Source organism: Roseomonas sp. FDAARGOS_362 (assembly GCF_002754815.1).
Classification (GTDB): Bacteria; Pseudomonadota; Alphaproteobacteria; order Acetobacterales; family Acetobacteraceae; genus Roseomonas; species Roseomonas mucosa.
On record NZ_CP024588.1, the window covers coordinates 929,543 to 948,137 of the forward strand.

An 18,595-nucleotide genomic window follows, 5' to 3' on the forward strand; every position below is an offset into this window, starting at 1 on the left:
GGCAGCCGTGCAAAGAAAAGCGGCGGCGGGAACATGCCTGCCCCGTCGCCAGCGGGGTGTTTCAAAGCGTGACTCAGAGGTCCGGGTAGGAGTGCGTCTCCGCCGCACCGCCCGGATGCGTCACCGCCCCCAGATGCGCCGGGCCGACGAGCTGGGCGTATTTCCACAGCGCGCCACTGTTGTAGTCCGTGCCGCGCGGCTTCCAGGCCGCCTTGCGCGCGGCGAGTTCCTCCTCCGGCAGCAGCACATCGATGGTGCCGGCATCGGCGTCGATCACGATGCGGTCGCCGTTGCGCAGCAGCGCGATCGGCCCGCCCACCGCTGCCTCCGGCCCGACATGGCCGATGCAGAAGCCGCGCGTGGCGCCGGAGAAGCGGCCGTCGGTGATCAGCGCCACCTCCGCCCCCATGCCCTGGCCATAGATCGCGGCGGTGGTGGAAAGCATCTCCCGCATCCCCGGCCCGCCCTTCGGGCCCTCGTAGCGGATGACGATCACGTCGCCGGACTTGTAGGCGCGCTGGTCCACGGCGGCGAAGGCGTCCTCCTCGCAGTCGAAGCAGAGCGCCGTGCCCTCGAAGCGGCGGTTCTTCATCCCGGCCACCTTCACGATGGCACCGTCCGGCGCGAGGTTGCCCTTCAGCCCGACCACGCCACCGGTAGGCGTGATCGCCTTCGACACCGGGTAGATCACGTCCTGGTCGGTCGGGAAGACCACATCCGCATGGTTCTCCGCCAGCGTCTTCCCCGTCACCGTCAGGCAGTCGCCATGCATCAGTCCCGCATCGAGCAGCGCCTTGATGATCACCGGGATGCCGCCGACCTTGTGAACATCCAGCGCCACGTATTTCCCGCCCGGTTTCAGGTCGGCAATATAGGGCGTGCGGCGCATGATCGCGACCACGTCGTCCATGGTGAAGCGGATGCCCGCCTCATGCGCAATGGCCGGCAGGTGCAGCCCGGCATTGGTCGAGCCGCCGGTGGCACCCACCACCACCGCCGCGTTCTCCAGCGATTTCAGCGTGACGATGTCGCGCGGGCGCAGGTTGCGGCGCACCAGCTCCATCACCGCCCGGCCCGATTCCACCGCCCAGCGGTCACGGTCCTCATAGGGCGCCGGCGCCCCGGCCGAGCCGGGCAGTGCCAGCCCGATCGCCTCGCTCACCGTGGCCATGGTGTTGGCGGTGAACTGCCCACCGCAGGCCCCGGCGCTGGGGCAGGCGACGCATTCCAGCGCGTGCAGCTCCTCGTCCGACATGCGCCCGGCGGCATGCATGCCGACCGCCTCGAAGACATCGACCACGGTCACGTCGCGGCCCTTGTAGGTGCCGGGCAGGATCGAGCCGCCATACATGAAGACGCTGGGCACGTTCAGCCGTAGCATCGCCATCATCATGCCCGGCAGCGACTTGTCGCAGCCCGCGAGCCCCACCAGTGCGTCGTAGCAATGCCCGCGCACCGTCAGTTCCACCGTGTCGGCGATGGCGTCGCGCGAGGCGAGCGAGGACTTCATCCCCTGGTGCCCCATGGCGATGCCGTCGGTCACCGTGATGGTGGTGAACTCGCGCGGCGTGCCCTGAGCCTCCCGCACCCCGGCCTTCACGCTCTGCGCCTGACGATGCAGGGCGATGTTGCAGGGCGCGGCCTCGTTCCAGCAGGTGGCGACCCCCACCAGCGGCTGGGCGATCTCTTCCTCGGTCATGCCCATCGCGTAGTAGTAGGAACGGTGCGGCGCGCGCTCCGGCCCCACCGTCACATGGCGGCTGGGCAGGCGGGACTTGTCCCAAGCACTCATTCTTCGGCTTCCTTGGCCTGCGTTTCCCCGGCGCCGGTCCGGAACAGCCGGAGGCTGCCTCCCCCGGCTCCGGTCATGGCAAAGGCAGGATCGCCGCAGGCGGGGTTCCGCTCCACCCCAAATCGGCAGCAGCCGGGGCACAGGCGCGCGATGAGGCCCCGGGGAGCCCCTTGCGCGCGCCCCAACCCCTCAGGCCGCGATGCGGCCCAGCGCGGCCTCCAGCCGGGCGATCTCCGCCTGGGCGGCGGCGAGGCGCTCGCGGTTCTCCTCGACCACTTCCGGCTTGGCACGGGCGACGAAATCGGCGTTGTCGAGCTTGGCGGCGATCTTCCTCGCCTCCGCTTCGGCCTTGCCGCGTTCCTTGGCCAGACGCGCGCGCTCGGCATCGATGTCGATGATGCCGGCCAGAGGCAGCATGATCGTCGCCTCCCCTAGCACCGCCTGCGCCACGCCCTTCGGCGGCTCCCCGGCCAGCGGCTGGATCGCCTCGATCCGTGCCATGCGGCCGATGGTGTCCAGCCAGCGCTGGCCACGCGCCAGCACCTCCGGCCCCGCCCCCTGCACCAGCAGCGGGAAACGCTGGCTGGGCGGTACGTTCATCTCGGCCCGCACGCCGCGCACCGTGGAGATCAGCCCGACCAGCCAGTCCATCTCCTCGCGCGCCGCCTCGGGCTCGCTCACGCGCACCGGCTCCGGCCAGCCGGTGTGGATCAGGCTCAGCTCCGGGCCATAGCCCATCCTGTGCCACAGCTCCTCGGTGACGAAGGGCGTCACCGGATGCATCAGACGCAGCAGCACGCCCAGCACGTGCTGCGCCGCGCCCTTGGCCTCGCGCGCCTCCGGCGTGTCGCCCGAGGCGAGCGCGGGCTTGGCGAATTCCAGGAACCAGTCGCAGAAGGTGTCCCAGGCGAAGCGGCGCACCGCGGCGGCGTATTCGTCGAAGCGATAGGCCTGCAGCGCCGCCGTCGCCTCCCGCACCGCGAGGTTCGCCGCGTCGATCACCCAGCGCGCCAGGGGCGTGGCGCAGGCCTCCGGCAGGAAGCCGGGATCGGCCTGGATGCCGTTCATCTCGCAGAAGCGCGCGGCGTTCCACAGCTTGGTGATGAAGGAGCGGCCGTTCTCCACGCGCGAACGCCCGAGCTTCACGTCACGCCCCGGCCCGGCCAGCGCGGCGATGGTGAAGCGCACGGCGTCGGCGCCGAAGCTGTCGATCAGCTCCAGGGGATCGATCACGTTCCCCTTGCTCTTCGACATCTTCTGGCCCTTCTCGTCGCGGACCAGCCCATGCATGTAGATGGTGCGGAAGGGCACGTCGCCCATGAAGTGCAGGCCCATCATCATCATCCGGGCGACCCAGAAGAAGATGATGTCGAAGCCCGTCACCAGCACGTCGGTCGGGTAGTAGCGCGCGAGCTCCGGCGTCCGCTTCGGCCAGCCCAGCGTGGAGAAGGGCCAGAGCGCCGAGGAGAACCAGGTGTCGAGCACGTCCTCGTCGCGGGTCAGCGCCTCGTCCCGCCCGTAATGGGCGTGGGCCTGCGCCTGCGCCCCGGCCTCGTCGCGCGCCACGAAGGCGGTGCCGTCCGGCCCATACCAGGCGGGGATGCGGTGGCCCCACCAGAGCTGGCGCGAGATGCACCAGGGCTCGATCTCCCGCATCCAGGCGAAGAAGGTGTTCTCCCACTGCCTGGGGACGAACTGCATGCGCCCGTCCTCGACCGCGGCGATGGCGGGCTTCGCCAGCGTCGCCGCGTCGCAGTACCACTGCATCGTCAGGCGCGGCTCGATCGGCACGCCGGAACGGTCGCCATGCGGCACGGCATGGGTATGCGGCTCGATCTTCTCCAGCAGCTCCAGCCGTTCCATCTCGGCGACGATGGCCTCGCGTGCCTTGAAGCGGTCCAGCCCCGCCAGCGAGCGCACGAAAGCCGGGTCGGCGATGCCCTCGGCTGCGGCGAGCTCGCCCCCGATCTCGTCGAGCGTCACCCGCGCCTCGGCATCCAGCACCGAGAGAGAAGCGAGGCCATGCCGCTTGCCAACCGCGAAGTCGTTGAAGTCATGGCCCGGGGTGATCTTCACCGCGCCGGTGCCCTTCTCCGGGTCGGAATACTCGTCCGCCACCACCGGGATCCGCCGCCCCGTCAGCGGCAGGATCACATGCTTGCCGACGAGGTCGCGGTAGCGTTCGTCTTCCGGATGCACCGCCACGGCAGTGTCGCCCAGCATCGTCTCGGGCCGCGTGGTCGCCACAGTCAGGAAGCGGCCGGGCTGTCCCTCCACCGGATACCGCAGGTGCCAGAGATGTCCCTTCACCTCGCGGCTCTCCACCTCCAGGTCGGAGATGGAGGACTGGAAGACCGGGTCCCAGTTCACCAGTCGCCGGTCGCGGTAGATCAGCCCCTGCTCGTGCAGGGTGACGAAGACCTCGCGCACGGCTTCGGACAGGCCCTCGTCCATGGTGAAGCGCTCGCGCGGCCAGTCTAGGCTGGCGCCGAGCCGGCGGAGCTGCCGGGTGATGGTGCCGCCGGACTGCGCCTTCCATTCCCAGACATGCTGGGTGAAGGCCTCGCGCCCGATCTCGCGCCGCTTGAGGCCCTGGGTGCCGAGCAGGCGCTCCACCACCATCTGGGTGGCGATGCCGGCATGGTCGGTGCCGGGCTGCCACAGCGTGTCCCGCCCCTGCATCCGGCGCCAGCGGATCAGCATGTCCTGCACCGTGAAGGTCAGGGCATGGCCGATATGGAGGCTGCCCGTGACGTTGGGCGGCGGGATCATGATCGTGAAAGGCTGGGCCGGGCTGTCCGGACGGGCGGAGAAGGCCCCGGAGCTTTCCCAGCCTTCGTAGAGCTTCGCCTCGAAATCGGCGGGCGTCAGGGTCTTTTCGAGCATGGCGCATCCCTGTGCCGGGAGACGCCCGAACGTCAAGTGCGGAAGGGTTGCGTCCGGATCAGAACACCCTTCCGCACCCCGGCCTCAGGAGGCCGGGCGGCCGAGCACCCGCTCGATCTCGGCACGCACCATGCGCTCCACCATCCCCGGCAGATGGGCATCCAGCCAGTTCTTCACCAGCGGGCGAACCTCCTCGCGCACCACGTCCTCGATGCTCGGGCCATTGCGGGAGATGACGCTCTTCTGCTCGGCCGCCACGGCGCGGGCCAGCTCGCTCAGCGCCGCGGCGGCGGCGGCGGCCGTGGAGGGCGCCAGCAGCGAGCCGTTGGACGGCACCGCATCGGGTGACGGTGCCACGGGGGGCGGGCCGGACGGGGCTTCGGGTGCGACCATCATCGCCTCGGTCAGGGTCAGGGGTTCGGCGGCGGGCGCCGGTGCGGGGCCGGGCGCGGGCGGCGCCTCCTCCGACGGATCATCGGCGTGCTGCGGCGCCGGGCTCGAGGTCAGGGGCGTCGAGCCCGGCAGCGCCGCCGTCTCCCCCCTGGCGGGCGGGAACGCCGCCGGAACCTGTGGTGCCGGGCGGGGTGTCATGTGGGGCGCCGGGTGGGGCGACAGGGCGGCGGTGCCGGGCATGGCCGCCGCTCCCGGCGCGGCGGGGGCAGCGGCGGTGGGCTCGTCCTCGTTCAGGATGCGGCGGATGGAGGCCAGGATGTCCTCCATGTTGGGGTCCTGGCCGGCGGGGCCCTGCGATCCGGACATGCTCACCGTTCCGTCGTGGCGGCGACCGGGGTGTAGTCGCCCAGGCCGATCCAGCGGTCGCGCACCGCCTTGTAATAGGCCGTCATGTCATAGATCTGCACCGGCAGGGCCAGGTCCTTCGCCGTCAGCCGCCCCACCGCCGCCGCAAGAGAGTAGGAAGAGGTCACGTTGCTCGCCAGCGCCTGCACCAGCGCCACGCGGTTGTTCAGCAGCTCCTGCTCCTGGTTCAGCACGTCCAGCGTGGTGCGGCTGCCAACCACGGCTTCGCGCTGCACGCCGTCCAGCGCGATCTCGGCGGCGCGGATGGCGGCGCGGTTGCCCTCGACGGTGGCACGGTTGCTCACCAGCGTTTCCCAGGCGGAGGTGGCCTGCTGGCTGGCCGTGCGGCGCTGGTCGTCCACCACCTGCCGCAGCCGCGAGGCATCCTGCCGCGCCGCGCGCACGGTCGCGTATTCCGACCCGCCCTGGTACAGCGGCACGGTGACGTTGGCGGTGAACTGCCCGCCCGTGAAGCGCGTGCCGTCGGCATTGGAATTGTCGGCGCGGTAGCCCTGGGCCTGCACGCTCGCCTGGGGCAGCAGCGCCGACATCTGCACGTCGATGAAGTCGCGCCCCGCGGCCTCGTCGAACAGCGAGGCCACGACATTCGGGTTGTTGACGGCGGCCATCTGGCTCGCCTCCTGCGAGGAGCGCACCGGCGCCTTCAGCGGCTGCGGCGCGGTCAGCCGGTTCGGCACCATGCCGATGACCTGCTGGAACACCGCCCGCGCGCTCTGCAACTGGCCTTCCGCCGTGGCACGGTTGGCGCGCGCCGCGGAAAGCCGCGATTCCGCCTGAGCGACGTCGGTGCGGGTGATCTCGCCGACCCGGAAGCGCTCGTTGGTCGCGTCGAGCTGGCGCTGCAGCACCTGAACGTTGTTGATGTTCAGGCGCAGTTCCTCGGAATAGAGGATCATGTTGACATAGGCGTTGACCGCCTGCTGCAGCACCTGCTGCTCCGTGGCCAGGAGCCGGGCGCGCTGCGCCAGGACCTGGTTCTCCGCCCGGCGGGTGGAGGCCACGGTGCGGCCGCCGCGATAGATCGGCTGCGTCGCCGTCGCCGCCAGGGTCATCGTGTCGCGGGTGACACGGCTGTAGTAGGAGACGTCGTTCTGCCGGGTCCGGGCCGTGCCCTCGACATAGCCGGCGGCGCCGCTCAGGGACACGGTGGGCCGCCAGCCCGCCAGGGCCTGCGGCACGTTCTCGTCCACCACGCGCAACTGAGCGCGGGCCGTCTGCAGCGTCGGGTTGTTGGCATAGGTCTGCGCCAGGGCTTCCTGCAGCGACTGTGCCTTGGCCGCGGCGGGAAGGGCGAGGGCGGTGGCGAGAGCGAGGGTGAGGCGTCGTGACATCGGCACCGGAACTCCTTGCGCGGGCCCGAAGGCCGGGCGCCCAGGTCTCGAGGGATGGTTTCGCCGGAGCCTAGACCGCCCTGCCTTCCCATGGCCAGAAGAGCCGTCATCCGCAGGGATGGTCGCGGACGGGCGGCGGCGGGGATCGGCGGGAAGGCCGGCGGGCCCTGGCGGGCGGTGAACCGGCCCCGCCTGGCGGGCCCGGTCCGGGCGGGGATCTCCGGCGGGCTTCCCGGCGGGGGTCCCCCGGGCGCCCGCCGCCGGGCCAAACGGCCCCTGCCGTCAGGCGAAGACGAATCCGGCGGGCGCGAAAAAGCCGGGCAGCCGCTCCGTCTGGCAGTCGAAGGCGGGCACGGCGGAGAAGGCGCCGCCGGTGCGGCGGCCGAGCACAGCACGGCCGGCCTGGCCCTCGGGCCGCAGCACGGTCACGAGTCGCCCGCCCTCGGCGAGCTGCGAGGAGATGGCCTCCGGCACCTGGGGCACCGCCCCTTCGATGAGGATGGCATCATAGGGCGCGGCCTCGGGCCAGCCGGCGGCGAGATCGCCCTGCTCCAGCCGCAGACGCAATCCGGGCAGCCCGCCCAGGGCGTGGCGCGCGATGTCGATCAGGCGCACATCGGATTCCAGCGCGACGACCTCGGCCCCCATCTCGGCCAGGACCGCGGCGCCGTAGCCCGTGCCGGCGGCGACCACCAGCACGCGCTCCCCCGCCCGCGGGTTCAGAAGCTGGACCAGCCGCGCCAGGGCCATCGGCTGCATCAGGAAGCGGCCCTCGCCGAGCGGCAGGTCGCCATCCACCATGGCACGGTCCGCCATGCCCTGTGGCACGAAGCGCTCGCGCGGCAGTGTCAGCATGGCGTCCAGCAACCGCGCGTCGGTCACCTTGTTGGGGCGGACCTGCCCATCCACCATGTAACGGCGCGCCTCGACGTAATCCATGCCGCTTCCGGACCCCCTGCTGGTCGTCTGTGCCGCCGCTTATAGGTCGGCGGGTGCATGTGGCCAAGCCTACAGCCGCGAATGTATCAGCTTACCGCCCCCACCCCCTGGACAGGACGGTGCCCGCCCCGTAGATGGGCGGCGTGGCTCCGTGCCCGAGTGGTCAGGGAGCGGTCTGCAAAACCGTGTACGGCGGTTCGATTCCGCCCGGAGCCTCCACACCACTTCCATCCTGAATACCGGAAAATCAGCCCACTGGGCCTGATTCTTGTTGGTTTGCGCGAAGCGTTGGGCAGGTATTCCGGCGATTTCCGGGTTGTTTGAAAAAATCTGTCCCCTCTGTCTTGCGGGCCCCGCCGCCCTCGGATAGATGAGCCCCACCACGGCGATCCCCGATAGCTCAGCTGGTAGAGCACGCGACTGTTAATCGCTAGGTCGTTGGTTCGAGTCCAACTCGGGGAGCCATCTTTCTCCTTACATCCTGATGCGGCGGCGGTGCGGGAAACTTCCACCGGATCGGGGCATACCCCACGGCTTTCGCTGCCTCGGCATCCCAGGCGCGCGGCACCTCCCCACCTTTCCCCGCGCCCTCCTCCCTCGGCCCCGCCAGGGACCGTCCGCAACGGATGCGGCGCGCGGCTGTTGAACCGGCACTCCCCGGAGGGCCGGTCCGTCCGGGACGCAGCCAGGAAGCCGCCATGCCCAAGCCTGTCCGGAAGGAGGATTTCCCGCCTGCCAGGGTCCGCCGCTACCTCGAACCCGGCCCGATCGTGCTCGTCTCCTCCCACTGGCAGGGGCGGGACAACATCATGACCCTGGGCTGGCACATGATCATGGAGTTCTCGCCCTCCCTGCTCGCCTGCATGATCTCGCGCGGCAACCACAGCCACCGGATGATCCGGGAGAGCGGCGAATGCGTGGTCAACCTGCCCACCACCCGCCTCACCGACGAGGTTGTCGGGATCGGCAACTGCTCCGGGGCGGGGACCGACAAGTTCGCCGCCTTCGGCCTGACCGCCGAGCCGGCCAGGGAAGTCCGGGCGCCGCTGATCGGCGAATGCCACGCCAGCTTCGAATGCCGGCTGCACGACGACGCGCTGGTCGGGAAATACGACCTCTTCGTCTTCGAGGTGGTGAAGGCGCATGTCGCCCCTTCCCCCCGGCATCCGGAAACGCTGCACTATACGGGGGACGGCGTCTTCATGGTGTCGGGCCGGATCATCAGCCGCCGGCCGCTGTTCCGGCCGGAGATGCTCTGACCCGGCGCGGGCGGGTCGCTTTTCGCAGCTGTTTTCTTCGTGTTGTCATGATCCCGGCGCTGGCGCGGCCGGGCCTGTCATGCAGAATCCGGCCATGCTCCGCGAACAGATCCTGACCAATGCCACCCTCGTCCTGCCCGATTGCCTGCTCGACGGCACCATTCTCCTCCGCGACGGGCTGATCGCGGAGATCGCCCCGGGCCGCAGCCAGGCGCCGGGCGCGCTGGACCTGGAGGGCGACCACCTCATCCCTGGCATCATCGACCTGCACACCGACAACCTGGAGCGCCAGGTCCTGCCGCGCGCCGGGGCGCGCTGGCCCTCGCGCTCCGCCATGCTGTCGCACGACGCGCAGACCGCGGCCGCCGGGGTGACGACGGTCTTCGACGCCCTCTGCGTGGGCGACATCAACACGACCGGCGGGCGGCACCGGACCTTTCTGGACGGGGTGGCCGACCTCGCCTCCCTCGGCCTGGCCGGCGTGCTGAAATGCGACCACTTCCTGCATTTGCGCTGCGAGTTGCCGGCTCCGGACATGGACTCGCTGCTGGCCGAGGTCGCCTCCCATCCGCTGCTGCGCTTCGCCAGCCTGATGGACCATGTGCCCGGCGTGGGCCAGTTCGTGGACATGGACCGCTACCGCGCCATGAAGCGGCGGGAGGGGATGAAGGACGCGGAGATCGAGGTGCATATCGAGGCGATGACCGCGCTGCGCACGGCGAATGCCGCCCGCAACCGCGCCGCGCTTCTGGATACGCTGGGCGGGCGGGTTCCGCTGGCCGCGCATGACGACTGGTGCGCCGCCGAGGTCGCCCGGAACCATGCGGACGGCATCCGGGTCAGCGAGTTCCCGGTGAACCACGAGGCCGCCCGCGCCGCCCGCGCGCATGGCATGGACGTCATCGTGGGCGCTCCCAACCTCGTGCGCGGCGGCAGCCATTCCGGCAATGTCGCGGCCATCGACCTGGTGCGCGAAGGGCTGGCGGACTGCATCGCCAGCGACTACGTGCCCCCCGCCATGCTGGAGGCCGCCTGGCGGCTCGGCCTGGGGGAAGGCATCGGCCTCCCCGCCGCGATCGCCCTGGTCACCGCCAACCCCGCCCGCATGGCGCTGCTGGACGACCGCGGCAGGCTGGAGCCCGGGCTGCGGGCCGACATGGTGCGGGTGCGCCCCCTGCCCGCTTCGCTCGCGCCGGCGGGCACCGCGCTGCCCATGGTGCGCTCGGTTTGGTTGGCCGGGGAGCGCATCGCGTGACGCCGCCTTCCGCCGAGACCGCCCGTGTCGCCCTCTACTGGGCGCCCGAGCGCGACGACCCGCTGCACCGCCTCGGCGCCTCCTGGCTCGGGCGCGACCCGGAAACCGGGGCCACGCTGGAACAGCCGCCTGTCCCGGGCTTCGACCTGGCCGAGGCGACGGCGGATGCGCGGCTCTACGGCCTGCACGCCACGCTGAAGGCACCCTTCCGCCTCGCCACCCCCTATGCGGAGTTCCGAGAGGGGGCGATGGCGCTGGCGGCGCACCTGCGCCCCTTCACCCTGCCGCCGCTGGCGCTGGAGAATTTCGGCGGCTTCCTGGCGCTGCGGGAATCGCAGCCCTCGGCGACGCTCCAGGGCTTCTGCGATGCCTGCGTCGAAGCGCTGGACCGCTTCCGTGCCCCGCTGAACGAGGCCGAGATCGCCCGTCGACGCCCGGAACGGCTGGAGCCGCGGCGCCGCGCGCATCTGGAACGCTGGGGCTATCCGGATGTCTTCGGGGACTGGAAGTTCCACGTCACCCTGTCCCGGCGCCTCTCGGAGCCGGAGGTGGCCCTGGTCCGTCCGCTGCTGGAAGGCCATCTGGGCGATGTCCCGGCCCACCCACGCCCGGTGCGGGAGCTCTGCATCTTCACCCAGCGCGCGCCCGGCGCGCCCTTCCTGATCGCGGAGCGGCTGCCGCTGCTCGGCTGAGGCGATTTCGTGCCCCATCCCTGCTGACGCGGCGCGGGGCGCGGGTCTATGACTCGGGGCCATGTTCACCACACGCCCCGAGATCGCCGGCACCTTCGGTGCCGTCGCCAGCACGCACTGGATCGCGAGCCAGGTCGGCATGGCCGTGCTGGAGCGGGGCGGCAACGCCTTCGACGCCGGCGCGGCTGCCGGCTTCACGCTGCAGATCGCCGAGCCGCACCTGAACGGCCCGCTCGGCGACTGCCCGATCATCGTCCATGATGCCGCCACCAGCACGCAGAGCGTGATCTGCGGCCAGGGCGTGGCCCCGGCGGCACTGGATGTGGCGCTGGTGCGGGATTCGCTGGGGCTGGACCTGATCCCCGGTACGGGTCTCCTGCCGGCCATGGTGCCGGGCGCCTTCGATGCCTGGGCCACCATGCTGCGCGACCACGGCACCTGGCGGATCGGCGAGGTGCTGGAATTTGCCATCGGCTATGCCATGCGCGGCATCCACTACGTGCCGCGCATCTGCGCCACAGTGCAGACCATGCGGCCGCTCTTCGAGCAGGAATGGCCGACCAGCGCCGCGCTCTGGCTGCGCGACGGCGGGCCGAAGCCGGGCCGGCTCTGGGCGAACCCGATGCTGGGCGAGACCTACCGGCGCGTGGTGCGCGAGGCCGAGGCCGCCGGCCCGGACCGCGTGGCGCAGATCGATGCCGCCCGCCGCGCCTGGTACGAGGGCTTCGTGGCCGAGGCGATCGACCGCTTCGTGCGCGGGACCGAGGTGCTGGATGCCTCCGGCCGCCGCAACAGGGGCGTGCTGACCGGGCAGGACATGGCGAAGTGGCGCGCCCCGGTGGAGGCGCCCCTCGCCCTGGACTACGGCGATGTGCGCGTCCTGAAATGCGGCGCCTGGAGCCAGGGGCCGACCCTGCTGCAGACCCTCGCCCTGCTGCGCGGCTTTGACCTGGATGCCACCGAGGCCACCGGCGAGGAATTCGTGCATCTGGTGGTGGAGGCGATGAAGCTCGCCTTCGCCGACCGCGAGGCCTTCTACGGCGACCCGGACTTCGCCGCGGTGCCGATGGAGACGCTGCTCTCCGAACCCTACAATGCCGCGCGCCGGGCGCTGATCGGGGCCGGGGCGTCGCTCGATTTCCGCCCCGGCTCGCCGGACGGGATCGCGCCGCGCACCGACTACGCCGCCGCCGTGGCCCGCGCCGAGGCCGCGCACGAGGCGCTGGGCGGGGGCGAGCCGACCGTCTCGCGCCTCGGCGCCTCGGGTGGCGACACCTGCCATGTCGATGTGGTGGACCGCTGGGGCAACATGGTCTCGGCCACGCCTTCGGGCGGATGGCTGCAATCCTCCCCCGCCATCCCGGAGCTGGGCTTCTGCCTCGGCACGCGCGGGCAGATGTTCTGGCTGGACGAGACGCTGCCGAACGGGCTGCGGCCGGGCAAGCGGCCGCGCACCACCCTCTCGCCCTCCATGGCGCTGCGCGACGGCAAGGCGTGGATGAGCTTCGGCACCCCGGGCGGCGAGCAGCAGGACCAGTGGCAGCCGATCATGCTGCTGCGGATGCTGCATCACGGGCTGAACATCCAGCAGGCGATCGACGCGCCGGCCTTCCACACGGAGCACTGGGTCTCCTCCTTCTGGCCGCGCGGCGCGCGCCCGGGGAAGGTGGTGCTGGAAGGCCGCTACGACGCCTCGGTCGCGGCGGCGCTGACGGCGCGCGGGCACAGGGTGGAGGTCGGGCCGGACTGGTCGGAAGGGCGGCTCAGCGCCGTCCGCCGCGAGCCGGACGGGCAGATCCTGGCCGGCGCCAACCCGCGCGGCATGCAGGGCTACGCGGTCGGCCGCTGACGGCTCCCCTGGCGCGTCCCGGCCGGGTGCAAGAGCGGCGGCTGGATCCTGGCGCCCTATCCCCGCGCCGCGTCGGAGCGAAGATAGGCGAGCACGGCTTCCGTCACCATGCGCCGCTGCGACGCCGCATCCGCCGGATCGTCCAGGGCCATGAACGAAGGATCAGCCGAGAGGAAACAAGAATGAGCGGGCCTACAGAACACGAGCCGCATGCCCGGCACCAATCCAAGAAGGCCGCGGCCAGCGGCTGGATCGGCTCTGCGCTCGAATATTATGACTTCTTCATCTATGCCACCGCCGCGGCGCTGATCTTTCCGCAGATCTTCTTTCCAGCCGGCAACCCCACCGTGGCCATCGTCGCCTCGCTCGCCACCTATGGCGTCGGCTATGTCGCGCGCCCGATCGGTGCCTTCGTGCTCGGCCACATGGGCGACACCATCGGCCGCAAGCGCGTCCTGATCTTCTGCATGTTCCTGATGGGCATCTCGACCATGCTGGTCGGCCTGCTGCCCACCTATCATCAGGTCGGCATCCTGGCCCCGGTGCTGCTGGTGATCCTGCGCCTCGTCCAGGGCTTCGCCGTGGCGGGCGAGATCTCGGGCGCCAGTTCCATGATCCTGGAGCACGCGCCCTTCGGCCGACGCGGCTTCTACGGCAGCTTCACCCTGCAGGGCGTGCAGGCGGGGCAGATCCTGGCCGCCGCCGTGTTCCTGCCGCTCGCCCATTACATGCCGGCCGAAGCCTTCCAGAGCTGGGGCTGGCGCATTCCCTTCCTGCTCAGCTTCTTCGTGATCGTGGCCGGCTTCATCATCCGCCGCGAGGTCGAGGAAACCCCCGCCTTCACCGAGGAGGAGAACAGGAGCGGCCCGCCGCGCGCGCCGATCAAGGAGGCCTTCCGCGAGAGCTGGCCCGATATGATCCGCGTCGTCTGCATGGCGCTGATGAACGTGGTCCCGGTCGTGGCCACGGTCTTCGGCGGCGCCTATGCGGTGCAGGCCGCCTACGGGATCGGCTTCCACGCGGATGTCTATCTCTGGATCCCGGTGCTCGGGAACATCCTGGCCGTACTGGTCATCCCCTTCGTCGGCGACCTGTCCGACCGGATCGGCCGCCGTCCGCCGATCCTCGTCGGCTCGCTCGGCGCCGGGCTGCTGTCCTTCGGCTACCTCTATGCCATCAGCATCCACAACGTGCCGATGGCGATCGTCATGTCGCTGTTGATGTGGGGCCTGGTCTACCAGGGCTACAACGCCATCTTCCCGAGCTTCTTTCCGGAGCTCTTTCCGACCCGCACCCGCGTCTCGGCGATGGCGATCTCGCAGAACATCGGCACCACCATCACCGCGCTGCTGCCGGCGCTCTTCGCCGCCATCGCGCCGCCGGGTTCGCCCAATATCCCGCTGACCATCGGGGCGGTCACCCTGGGCATCACCGCCATCGCGGCCATCGCCGCCTATACCGCGCGCGAGACCTACCGGATCCACATGAACGACCTGGGACAGGCGAATGCCCAGCCAGTGGAGAAGGGCCGCTACGACGAACTGCGGCTGCAGTCGATCGACGCGACCCTGGCCAAGGGCTGAAGCGATCCGGCCAGGACGGAAGAGGGCCGGCGGAGTGATCCGCCGGCCCTCTTCCTGTGTTCAGGCCTTGCTCACGCCCCAGAAGAGCGGGAACGGCGCCTTGGCCACACCCTTCAACCCACTCTGCCAAGCGGAATAGCCCAGGAAGAAGCCGGTCGGGACATAGGTCACGAGGTCCATGGAGCCGGCATTGATGGCATCCATCGCCACCTTCTCCGCGGCGAGGTCCGGCGCGTCGAACCAGCGCGCGATATCCGCCTGCACCTTGTCCGACTTCGGCCAGCCGAACCAGGCGCCGTCGCCGCTGGCATCGATGCCCTTGTAGGGGGCCGGGTTGATGCAATCGACGCCGGAATGCCAGGAGAAGAAGATGTTCCAGCCGCCCTGGGACGGCGGCGCCTTGCTGGTGCGGCGGGAGCCGACCGTGCCCCAGTCCAGCGCCTGGTAGTCCACCTGGAAGCCCAGCTTCTTCAGCACCTCCGCCGTCACGTCGCCCTGGGCCTTGGTGATCGGCACGTCGGAGGCGACCAGCATAGTCACCTTGGCCCCGGCATGGCCCGCCTCGGCGATCAGCTTCCTCGCCGCCTCGATCTGGCGCGGCCCCTTCAGCCGCTCCGCCCCGGCCTCGGTGTAGAGCGGCGTGCCGGGGGTGAAGAAGCTCGGCAGGCGCTTCCACAGCGCCTCGTCGTCGCCGACGATGGCGCGCATGTAGTCCTCCTGGTCCACCGCCATCTGGAGGGCGTGGCGCACGCGCACGTCGTCGAAGGGCGGCTGCAGGTGGTTGATCCGCATGGCGCCGATGTTGCCGAGCGGATCGGCGATCCCGACGCTCAGCCCCCGCGCGCCCTTGAGCACCGGCACGAGGTCGGCGATCGGGTTCTCCCACCAGTCGATCTCGCCGCTCTGCAAGGCGCCGGCGGCGGTGCCGGGGTCGGGCATGGTGATCCATTCCACGCGGTCCAGCAGCACCTTCTTGCCGCCCGCCAGCCAGTCGGACGGTTCCTCGCGCGGCTGGTAGTCGGGGCTGCGCTCGAAGACCGCCTTCGACCCGGCCATCCACTCGTCACGTTTGAAGCGGAAGGGGCCGGAGCCGACATATTCCTTGATCTGCTGGAACGGATCGGTCTTCGCGATCCGCTCCGGCATGATCACCAGCAGCGGCGTGTTGCTCTTGCCCAGGGCGAAGAGCAGCTTCGGGAAGGGCTTGTTCAGACGGAAGCGGAAGGTGCGGTCGTCCACCGCCTCCAGCGCGTCCAGCCGGGCCTTGATCATCTGGCCCATCGTGTCGCGGACCATCCACCGGTTGACGCTGGCCACCACGTCGGCGCTGCGCACCGGCTCCCCGTCATGGAACTTCAGGCCGGGACGGAGGTGGAAGGTCCAGGTCCTGAAGCCGTCCGCGACCTCGTGCCCCTCGCACATCTGCGGCTTCGGCTGCAAATCCGCGCCAAGGCCGTAGAGCATGTCGAAGACCATCAGCGCGCCGTTGCGCACCACGAGCTGGGTGCCGGCCACGGCATCGAGGTTCGGCAGGTCGGCCTGGGGCACGAAATGGAGCGTCCTGCTCCCGCCGCTGCCCTGGGCGCGCACGACATGCGGCGTGGCGAGCATGGCCGTGGCCACGGCCACCCCCGTGCCCTTCAGAAGATCCCGACGCTGCATTGCTCTTCTTTCCTCGCGGAACGGAAAACTGCCCAACGACGGGGCAGTCACCGGCAGGATATAGACCAACCGCAGGGAAATGCCCATAGACAAGGCGTTACCGGATGGTTTCCGGCCACCATGCCCAAACCAGGGTCAACTGTCCTGGACACGAGCAATCGGTTTTTCCTCGCCTCCGCCCTTCCCGCGCCGTGCCATGGCGTTCATCTTCCCGCGCGACGGAGGATGCGATGCGCGCGATCTTTGTGATGATCAAATGCGAGATGGGACTGTCCTACCGCGTGGCGCGGGAGATGGTGGACGGCATCCCGGAGCTTTCGGAGATGCACTCGACCTCCGGCCAGTACGACCTGCTGGGAAAGTTCTATCTCGAACCCGGCCAGGATATCGGCCTCTTCGTGGTGGAGCGCGTGCAGACCGTGCCCGGGGTGAAGGACACCTACACGATCCAGACCTTCAACGCTTTCTCGGCCTGAGGCCCGCGCGGCCTCAGCCACCCAGTTCGCGGCGGTAGAGGTCCAGCGTCGCCGCGTCGAAACAGGCGAAGATCACCTCCAGATCCCCGTCCTCCAGCGCCTGGCGCACGGTGGCCACGGCGATCCGCGCCGCCGGGCCCGGCGGATAGCCGTAGATGCCGGTGGAGATCGCCGGGAAGGCGATGCTCCGGCCACCCGCCTGCCGCAACAAGGCGATCGAGTTCCGGTAGCAGGCGGCCAGCAACTCCGCCTCGCCCGAGCCGCCACCATGCCAGACCGGCCCCACCGTATGGATCACATGCCGCGCCGGCAGGCGGAAGCCGGGAGTGATCCGCGCCTCCCCGGTCGGACAAGGTGCCAGCGCCCGCGAGGCGCGGACCAGCTCCGGCCCGGCGGCACGGTGGATCGCCCCGTCAACCCCGCCGCCGCCGGCCAGGGCCCTGTTGGCCGCGTTCACGATGGCATCGACCGCCAGAGTGGTGATGTCCGCCTGTTCCGCCTGCATAGCCACGCCGCGCCTCCTGTCGTGTCTTCCCGGAACCGGGAACCGCGGCGGTGGCCGGCCCGCCGGATGTGTCAATTTCCGCCACTTGGCGATGATTTTTGTTGCACTGCAAGGAGCGTCGGGGCAGGCGAGCACATGATGCTCCGCCACGCCTTTTCCCTCCGGCGGCGCGAACGGAAAGACCGCGCATGAGAACAGCCCCTCCGGCCCAGGGCAGCAGCCTGCCCGCCCTGGCCTCCGTCACGACGCTCTTCTTCGCCTGGGGTTTCGCGACCTCGATCATCGACACGCTGGTGCCGATGGTGCGCTCGGTCTTCTCGCTCAGCTTCACCGAGGCGATGCTCACGCAGTTCGCCTTCTTCCTGGCCTATGGCATCGTGTCCCTGCCGGCCGCGCTGCTGGTCGGGCGGCTGGGCTACCCACGCTCCATCGTGCTCAGCCTGGGCATCATGATCCTGGCCTGCCTGGGCATGCCGCTCGCCACCTCGCTCGGCCATTACAGCCTGGTGCTGGCCAGCCTCTTCGTGCTGGCCTGCGGCATCACCATCCTACAGGTCTCGGCCAATCCGCTCTGCGCCCATCTCGGCCGGCCGGAGGATTCGCATCGCCGCCTGACCTTGTCCCAGGCCTTCAACTCCCTGGGCACGGTGGCCGGCCCCCTGGTCGGTTCCGCCCTGCTGCTGAGCGGCGGTGTCTTCGCGCTGGGCGACGGCGCCACCGGCCCGACCACCGAGCAGGTCGCCCAGTCGCTCCGCCGGATCGACACGCAGTTCCTGGGCATCGCCGCGGGGATCGCCCTGCTGGCCGCCCTGATCTGGGCCATGCGGCGCCAGCTGGAGCGCCATGGCGGCGGGACGGATGAGGACCAGGGCGGCTCGGTGGCCCAGGCCTTCCGCTCCGCCTGGGCCATCTTCGGCGCGGTGGCGCTCTTCCTCTATGTCGGGGCGGAGGTCTCGATCGGCGCCGCCATGATCAACCTGCTGGAACAGCCGCAGATCCTGAACGCCCCGGCGGCCACGGCCGGGCACCTGCTCTCTCTCTACTGGGGCGGCGCCATGGTCGGCCGCTTCATCGGCAGCGCCGTGCTGAGCCGGGTCGAGGCGGGCAAGCTGCTGGCCGCCGTCGCGGCGGTGGCCGGGCTGCTCTGCGTCGCGGTCAGCGGCAGCACGGGCCTGCCGGCGGCGGTCTGCGCCCTGTCGATCGGGCTGTTCAACGCGGTGATGTTCCCGACGATCTTCACCCTGACGCTGGAGCGCTCCTCCGCCCCGCCGGCCGCGACCTCCGGCCTGCTCTGCATGGCCATCGTGGGCGGCGCGGTCGTGCCGCTGGCAACCGGCCTGCTCGCCGACCATGCCGGGCTGAGCATCGCCTTCCTGGTCCCGGCCGCCTGCTATGCCGGAATCGCGATCTTCTCGGTCACCGGGCTGATGACCCGGGCCGGGGCATCCGCCCGGAGGCGCGACGCCGTCGCCACGGCGCACTGAACCGGACGGCCCGGGGGAAAGGGCGCGCCCTCCCCCGGGTTCCGCATCACCCCTCGCCCGGCC

The 18,595-nt window shown here is 70.5% G+C and carries 14 protein-coding genes and 2 tRNA genes; 9 read left to right on the top strand and 7 right to left on the bottom strand.

The features are described 5' to 3' along the window. Positions 1 to 73 precede the first annotated feature (73 nt). From ilvD to CTJ15_RS09185, 5 genes are all read right to left on the bottom strand, one after another. Positions 74 to 1,792, bottom strand: a complete 1,719-nt coding sequence (gene ilvD / locus CTJ15_RS09165) for a dihydroxy-acid dehydratase (protein WP_019459873.1) — start codon at positions 1,790 to 1,792, stop codon at positions 74 to 76. 189 nt (positions 1,793 to 1,981) lie between these two features. Then, entirely contained in the window at positions 1,982 to 4,678 is a 2,697-nt protein-coding gene (locus tag CTJ15_RS09170) for a valine--tRNA ligase (protein WP_075823073.1), read from the bottom strand. Between the two features lie 84 nt (positions 4,679 to 4,762). Next, positions 4,763 to 5,437 (bottom strand): DUF2497 domain-containing protein, encoded by a 675-nt coding sequence (locus CTJ15_RS09175; RefSeq protein ID WP_019459875.1) that lies wholly within the window; start codon positions 5,435 to 5,437, stop codon positions 4,763 to 4,765. Positions 5,438 to 5,439: 2 nt separating this feature from the next. Then, entirely contained in the window at positions 5,440 to 6,828 is a 1,389-nt protein-coding gene (locus CTJ15_RS09180) for a TolC family outer membrane protein (RefSeq protein WP_019459876.1), read from the bottom strand. A gap of 282 nt (positions 6,829 to 7,110) precedes the next feature. Further along, entirely contained in the window at positions 7,111 to 7,767 is a 657-nt protein-coding gene (locus CTJ15_RS09185) for a protein-L-isoaspartate O-methyltransferase (RefSeq protein ID WP_075821517.1), read from the bottom strand. Between the two features lie 145 nt (positions 7,768 to 7,912). Here CTJ15_RS09185 and CTJ15_RS09190 point away from each other — a divergent pair. The 7 genes from CTJ15_RS09190 (at position 7,913) to CTJ15_RS09220 (ending at position 14,405) form a co-directional block, all read left to right on the top strand. Further along, positions 7,913 to 7,986: transfer RNA gene (locus CTJ15_RS09190), tRNA-Cys, on the top strand. A 170-nt stretch (positions 7,987 to 8,156) separates the two neighbouring features. Next, positions 8,157 to 8,232: transfer RNA gene (locus CTJ15_RS09195), tRNA-Asn, on the top strand. Positions 8,233 to 8,465: 233 nt separating this feature from the next. Continuing rightward, positions 8,466 to 9,026: a flavin reductase family protein gene (locus CTJ15_RS09200; protein ID WP_075821516.1), complete on the top strand. Its 561-nt coding sequence runs from the start codon at positions 8,466 to 8,468 to the stop codon at positions 9,024 to 9,026. A gap of 94 nt (positions 9,027 to 9,120) precedes the next feature. After that, positions 9,121 to 10,281, top strand: a complete 1,161-nt coding sequence (locus tag CTJ15_RS09205) for an alpha-D-ribose 1-methylphosphonate 5-triphosphate diphosphatase (RefSeq protein WP_226946093.1) — start codon at positions 9,121 to 9,123, stop codon at positions 10,279 to 10,281. Further along, positions 10,278 to 10,973 carry a DUF1045 domain-containing protein gene (locus CTJ15_RS09210; RefSeq protein ID WP_075821515.1) on the top strand — a complete coding sequence of 232 codons (696 nt, stop codon included), beginning with the start codon at positions 10,278 to 10,280 and terminating at the stop codon, positions 10,971 to 10,973. The genes CTJ15_RS09205 and CTJ15_RS09210 overlap by 4 nt, the downstream gene beginning before the upstream one ends. 61 nt (positions 10,974 to 11,034) lie before the next feature. Continuing rightward, positions 11,035 to 12,822, top strand: coding sequence for a gamma-glutamyltransferase family protein (locus CTJ15_RS09215; protein ID WP_019459881.1), 1,788 nt, complete (start codon positions 11,035 to 11,037; stop codon positions 12,820 to 12,822). A gap of 182 nt (positions 12,823 to 13,004) precedes the next feature. Next, positions 13,005 to 14,405 (top strand): MFS transporter, encoded by a 1,401-nt coding sequence (locus CTJ15_RS09220; protein ID WP_075821514.1) that lies wholly within the window; start codon positions 13,005 to 13,007, stop codon positions 14,403 to 14,405. 60 nt (positions 14,406 to 14,465) lie between these two features. Here the strand turns inward: CTJ15_RS09220 and CTJ15_RS09225 are convergent, their stop codons facing one another. After that, complete coding sequence (locus CTJ15_RS09225) at positions 14,466 to 16,067, bottom strand: ABC transporter substrate-binding protein (RefSeq protein WP_075821513.1); 1,602 nt, start codon at positions 16,065 to 16,067, stop codon at positions 14,466 to 14,468. A gap of 230 nt (positions 16,068 to 16,297) precedes the next feature. Between CTJ15_RS09225 and CTJ15_RS09230 the strand changes: the two genes are divergently transcribed. Continuing rightward, complete coding sequence (locus CTJ15_RS09230) at positions 16,298 to 16,543, top strand: Lrp/AsnC ligand binding domain-containing protein (protein WP_019459885.1); 246 nt, start codon at positions 16,298 to 16,300, stop codon at positions 16,541 to 16,543. A 13-nt stretch (positions 16,544 to 16,556) separates the two neighbouring features. On the opposite strand, the gene CTJ15_RS09235 is transcribed toward CTJ15_RS09230, so the two are convergent. After that, complete coding sequence (locus CTJ15_RS09235) at positions 16,557 to 17,048, bottom strand: O-acetyl-ADP-ribose deacetylase (protein ID WP_075821512.1); 492 nt, start codon at positions 17,046 to 17,048, stop codon at positions 16,557 to 16,559. A 188-nt stretch (positions 17,049 to 17,236) separates the two neighbouring features. Here CTJ15_RS09235 and CTJ15_RS09240 point away from each other — a divergent pair, with 188 nt between their 5' ends. Continuing rightward, on the top strand, positions 17,237 to 18,532 hold the full coding sequence (locus CTJ15_RS09240) for a sugar MFS transporter (protein WP_099781505.1): 1,296 nt from the start codon (positions 17,237 to 17,239) through the stop codon (positions 18,530 to 18,532). Positions 18,533 to 18,595: the final 63 nt, after the last annotated feature.

Excerpts from the sequence above, each read along its gene's own strand:
- ilvD (WP_019459873.1), bottom strand. The coding sequence starts at position 1,792 with ATGAGTGCTTGGGACAAGTCCCGCCTGCCCAGCCGCCATGTGACGGTG.
- CTJ15_RS09170 (WP_075823073.1), bottom strand. The coding sequence starts at position 4,678 with ATGCTCGAAAAGACCCTGACGCCCGCCGATTTCGAGGCGAAGCTCTAC.
- CTJ15_RS09175 (WP_019459875.1), bottom strand. The coding sequence starts at position 5,437 with ATGTCCGGATCGCAGGGCCCCGCCGGCCAGGACCCCAACATGGAGGAC.
- CTJ15_RS09180 (WP_019459876.1), bottom strand. The coding sequence starts at position 6,828 with ATGTCACGACGCCTCACCCTCGCTCTCGCCACCGCCCTCGCCCTTCCC.
- CTJ15_RS09185 (WP_075821517.1), bottom strand. The coding sequence starts at position 7,767 with ATGGATTACGTCGAGGCGCGCCGTTACATGGTGGATGGGCAGGTCCGC.
- CTJ15_RS09200 (WP_075821516.1), top strand. The coding sequence starts at position 8,466 with ATGCCCAAGCCTGTCCGGAAGGAGGATTTCCCGCCTGCCAGGGTCCGC.
- CTJ15_RS09205 (WP_226946093.1), top strand. The coding sequence starts at position 9,121 with ATGCTCCGCGAACAGATCCTGACCAATGCCACCCTCGTCCTGCCCGAT.
- CTJ15_RS09215 (WP_019459881.1), top strand. The coding sequence starts at position 11,035 with ATGTTCACCACACGCCCCGAGATCGCCGGCACCTTCGGTGCCGTCGCC.
- CTJ15_RS09220 (WP_075821514.1), top strand. The coding sequence starts at position 13,005 with ATGAGCGGGCCTACAGAACACGAGCCGCATGCCCGGCACCAATCCAAG.
- CTJ15_RS09225 (WP_075821513.1), bottom strand. The coding sequence starts at position 16,067 with ATGCAGCGTCGGGATCTTCTGAAGGGCACGGGGGTGGCCGTGGCCACG.
- CTJ15_RS09230 (WP_019459885.1), top strand. The coding sequence starts at position 16,298 with ATGCGCGCGATCTTTGTGATGATCAAATGCGAGATGGGACTGTCCTAC.
- CTJ15_RS09235 (WP_075821512.1), bottom strand. The coding sequence starts at position 17,048 with ATGCAGGCGGAACAGGCGGACATCACCACTCTGGCGGTCGATGCCATC.
- CTJ15_RS09240 (WP_099781505.1), top strand. The coding sequence starts at position 17,237 with ATGAGAACAGCCCCTCCGGCCCAGGGCAGCAGCCTGCCCGCCCTGGCC.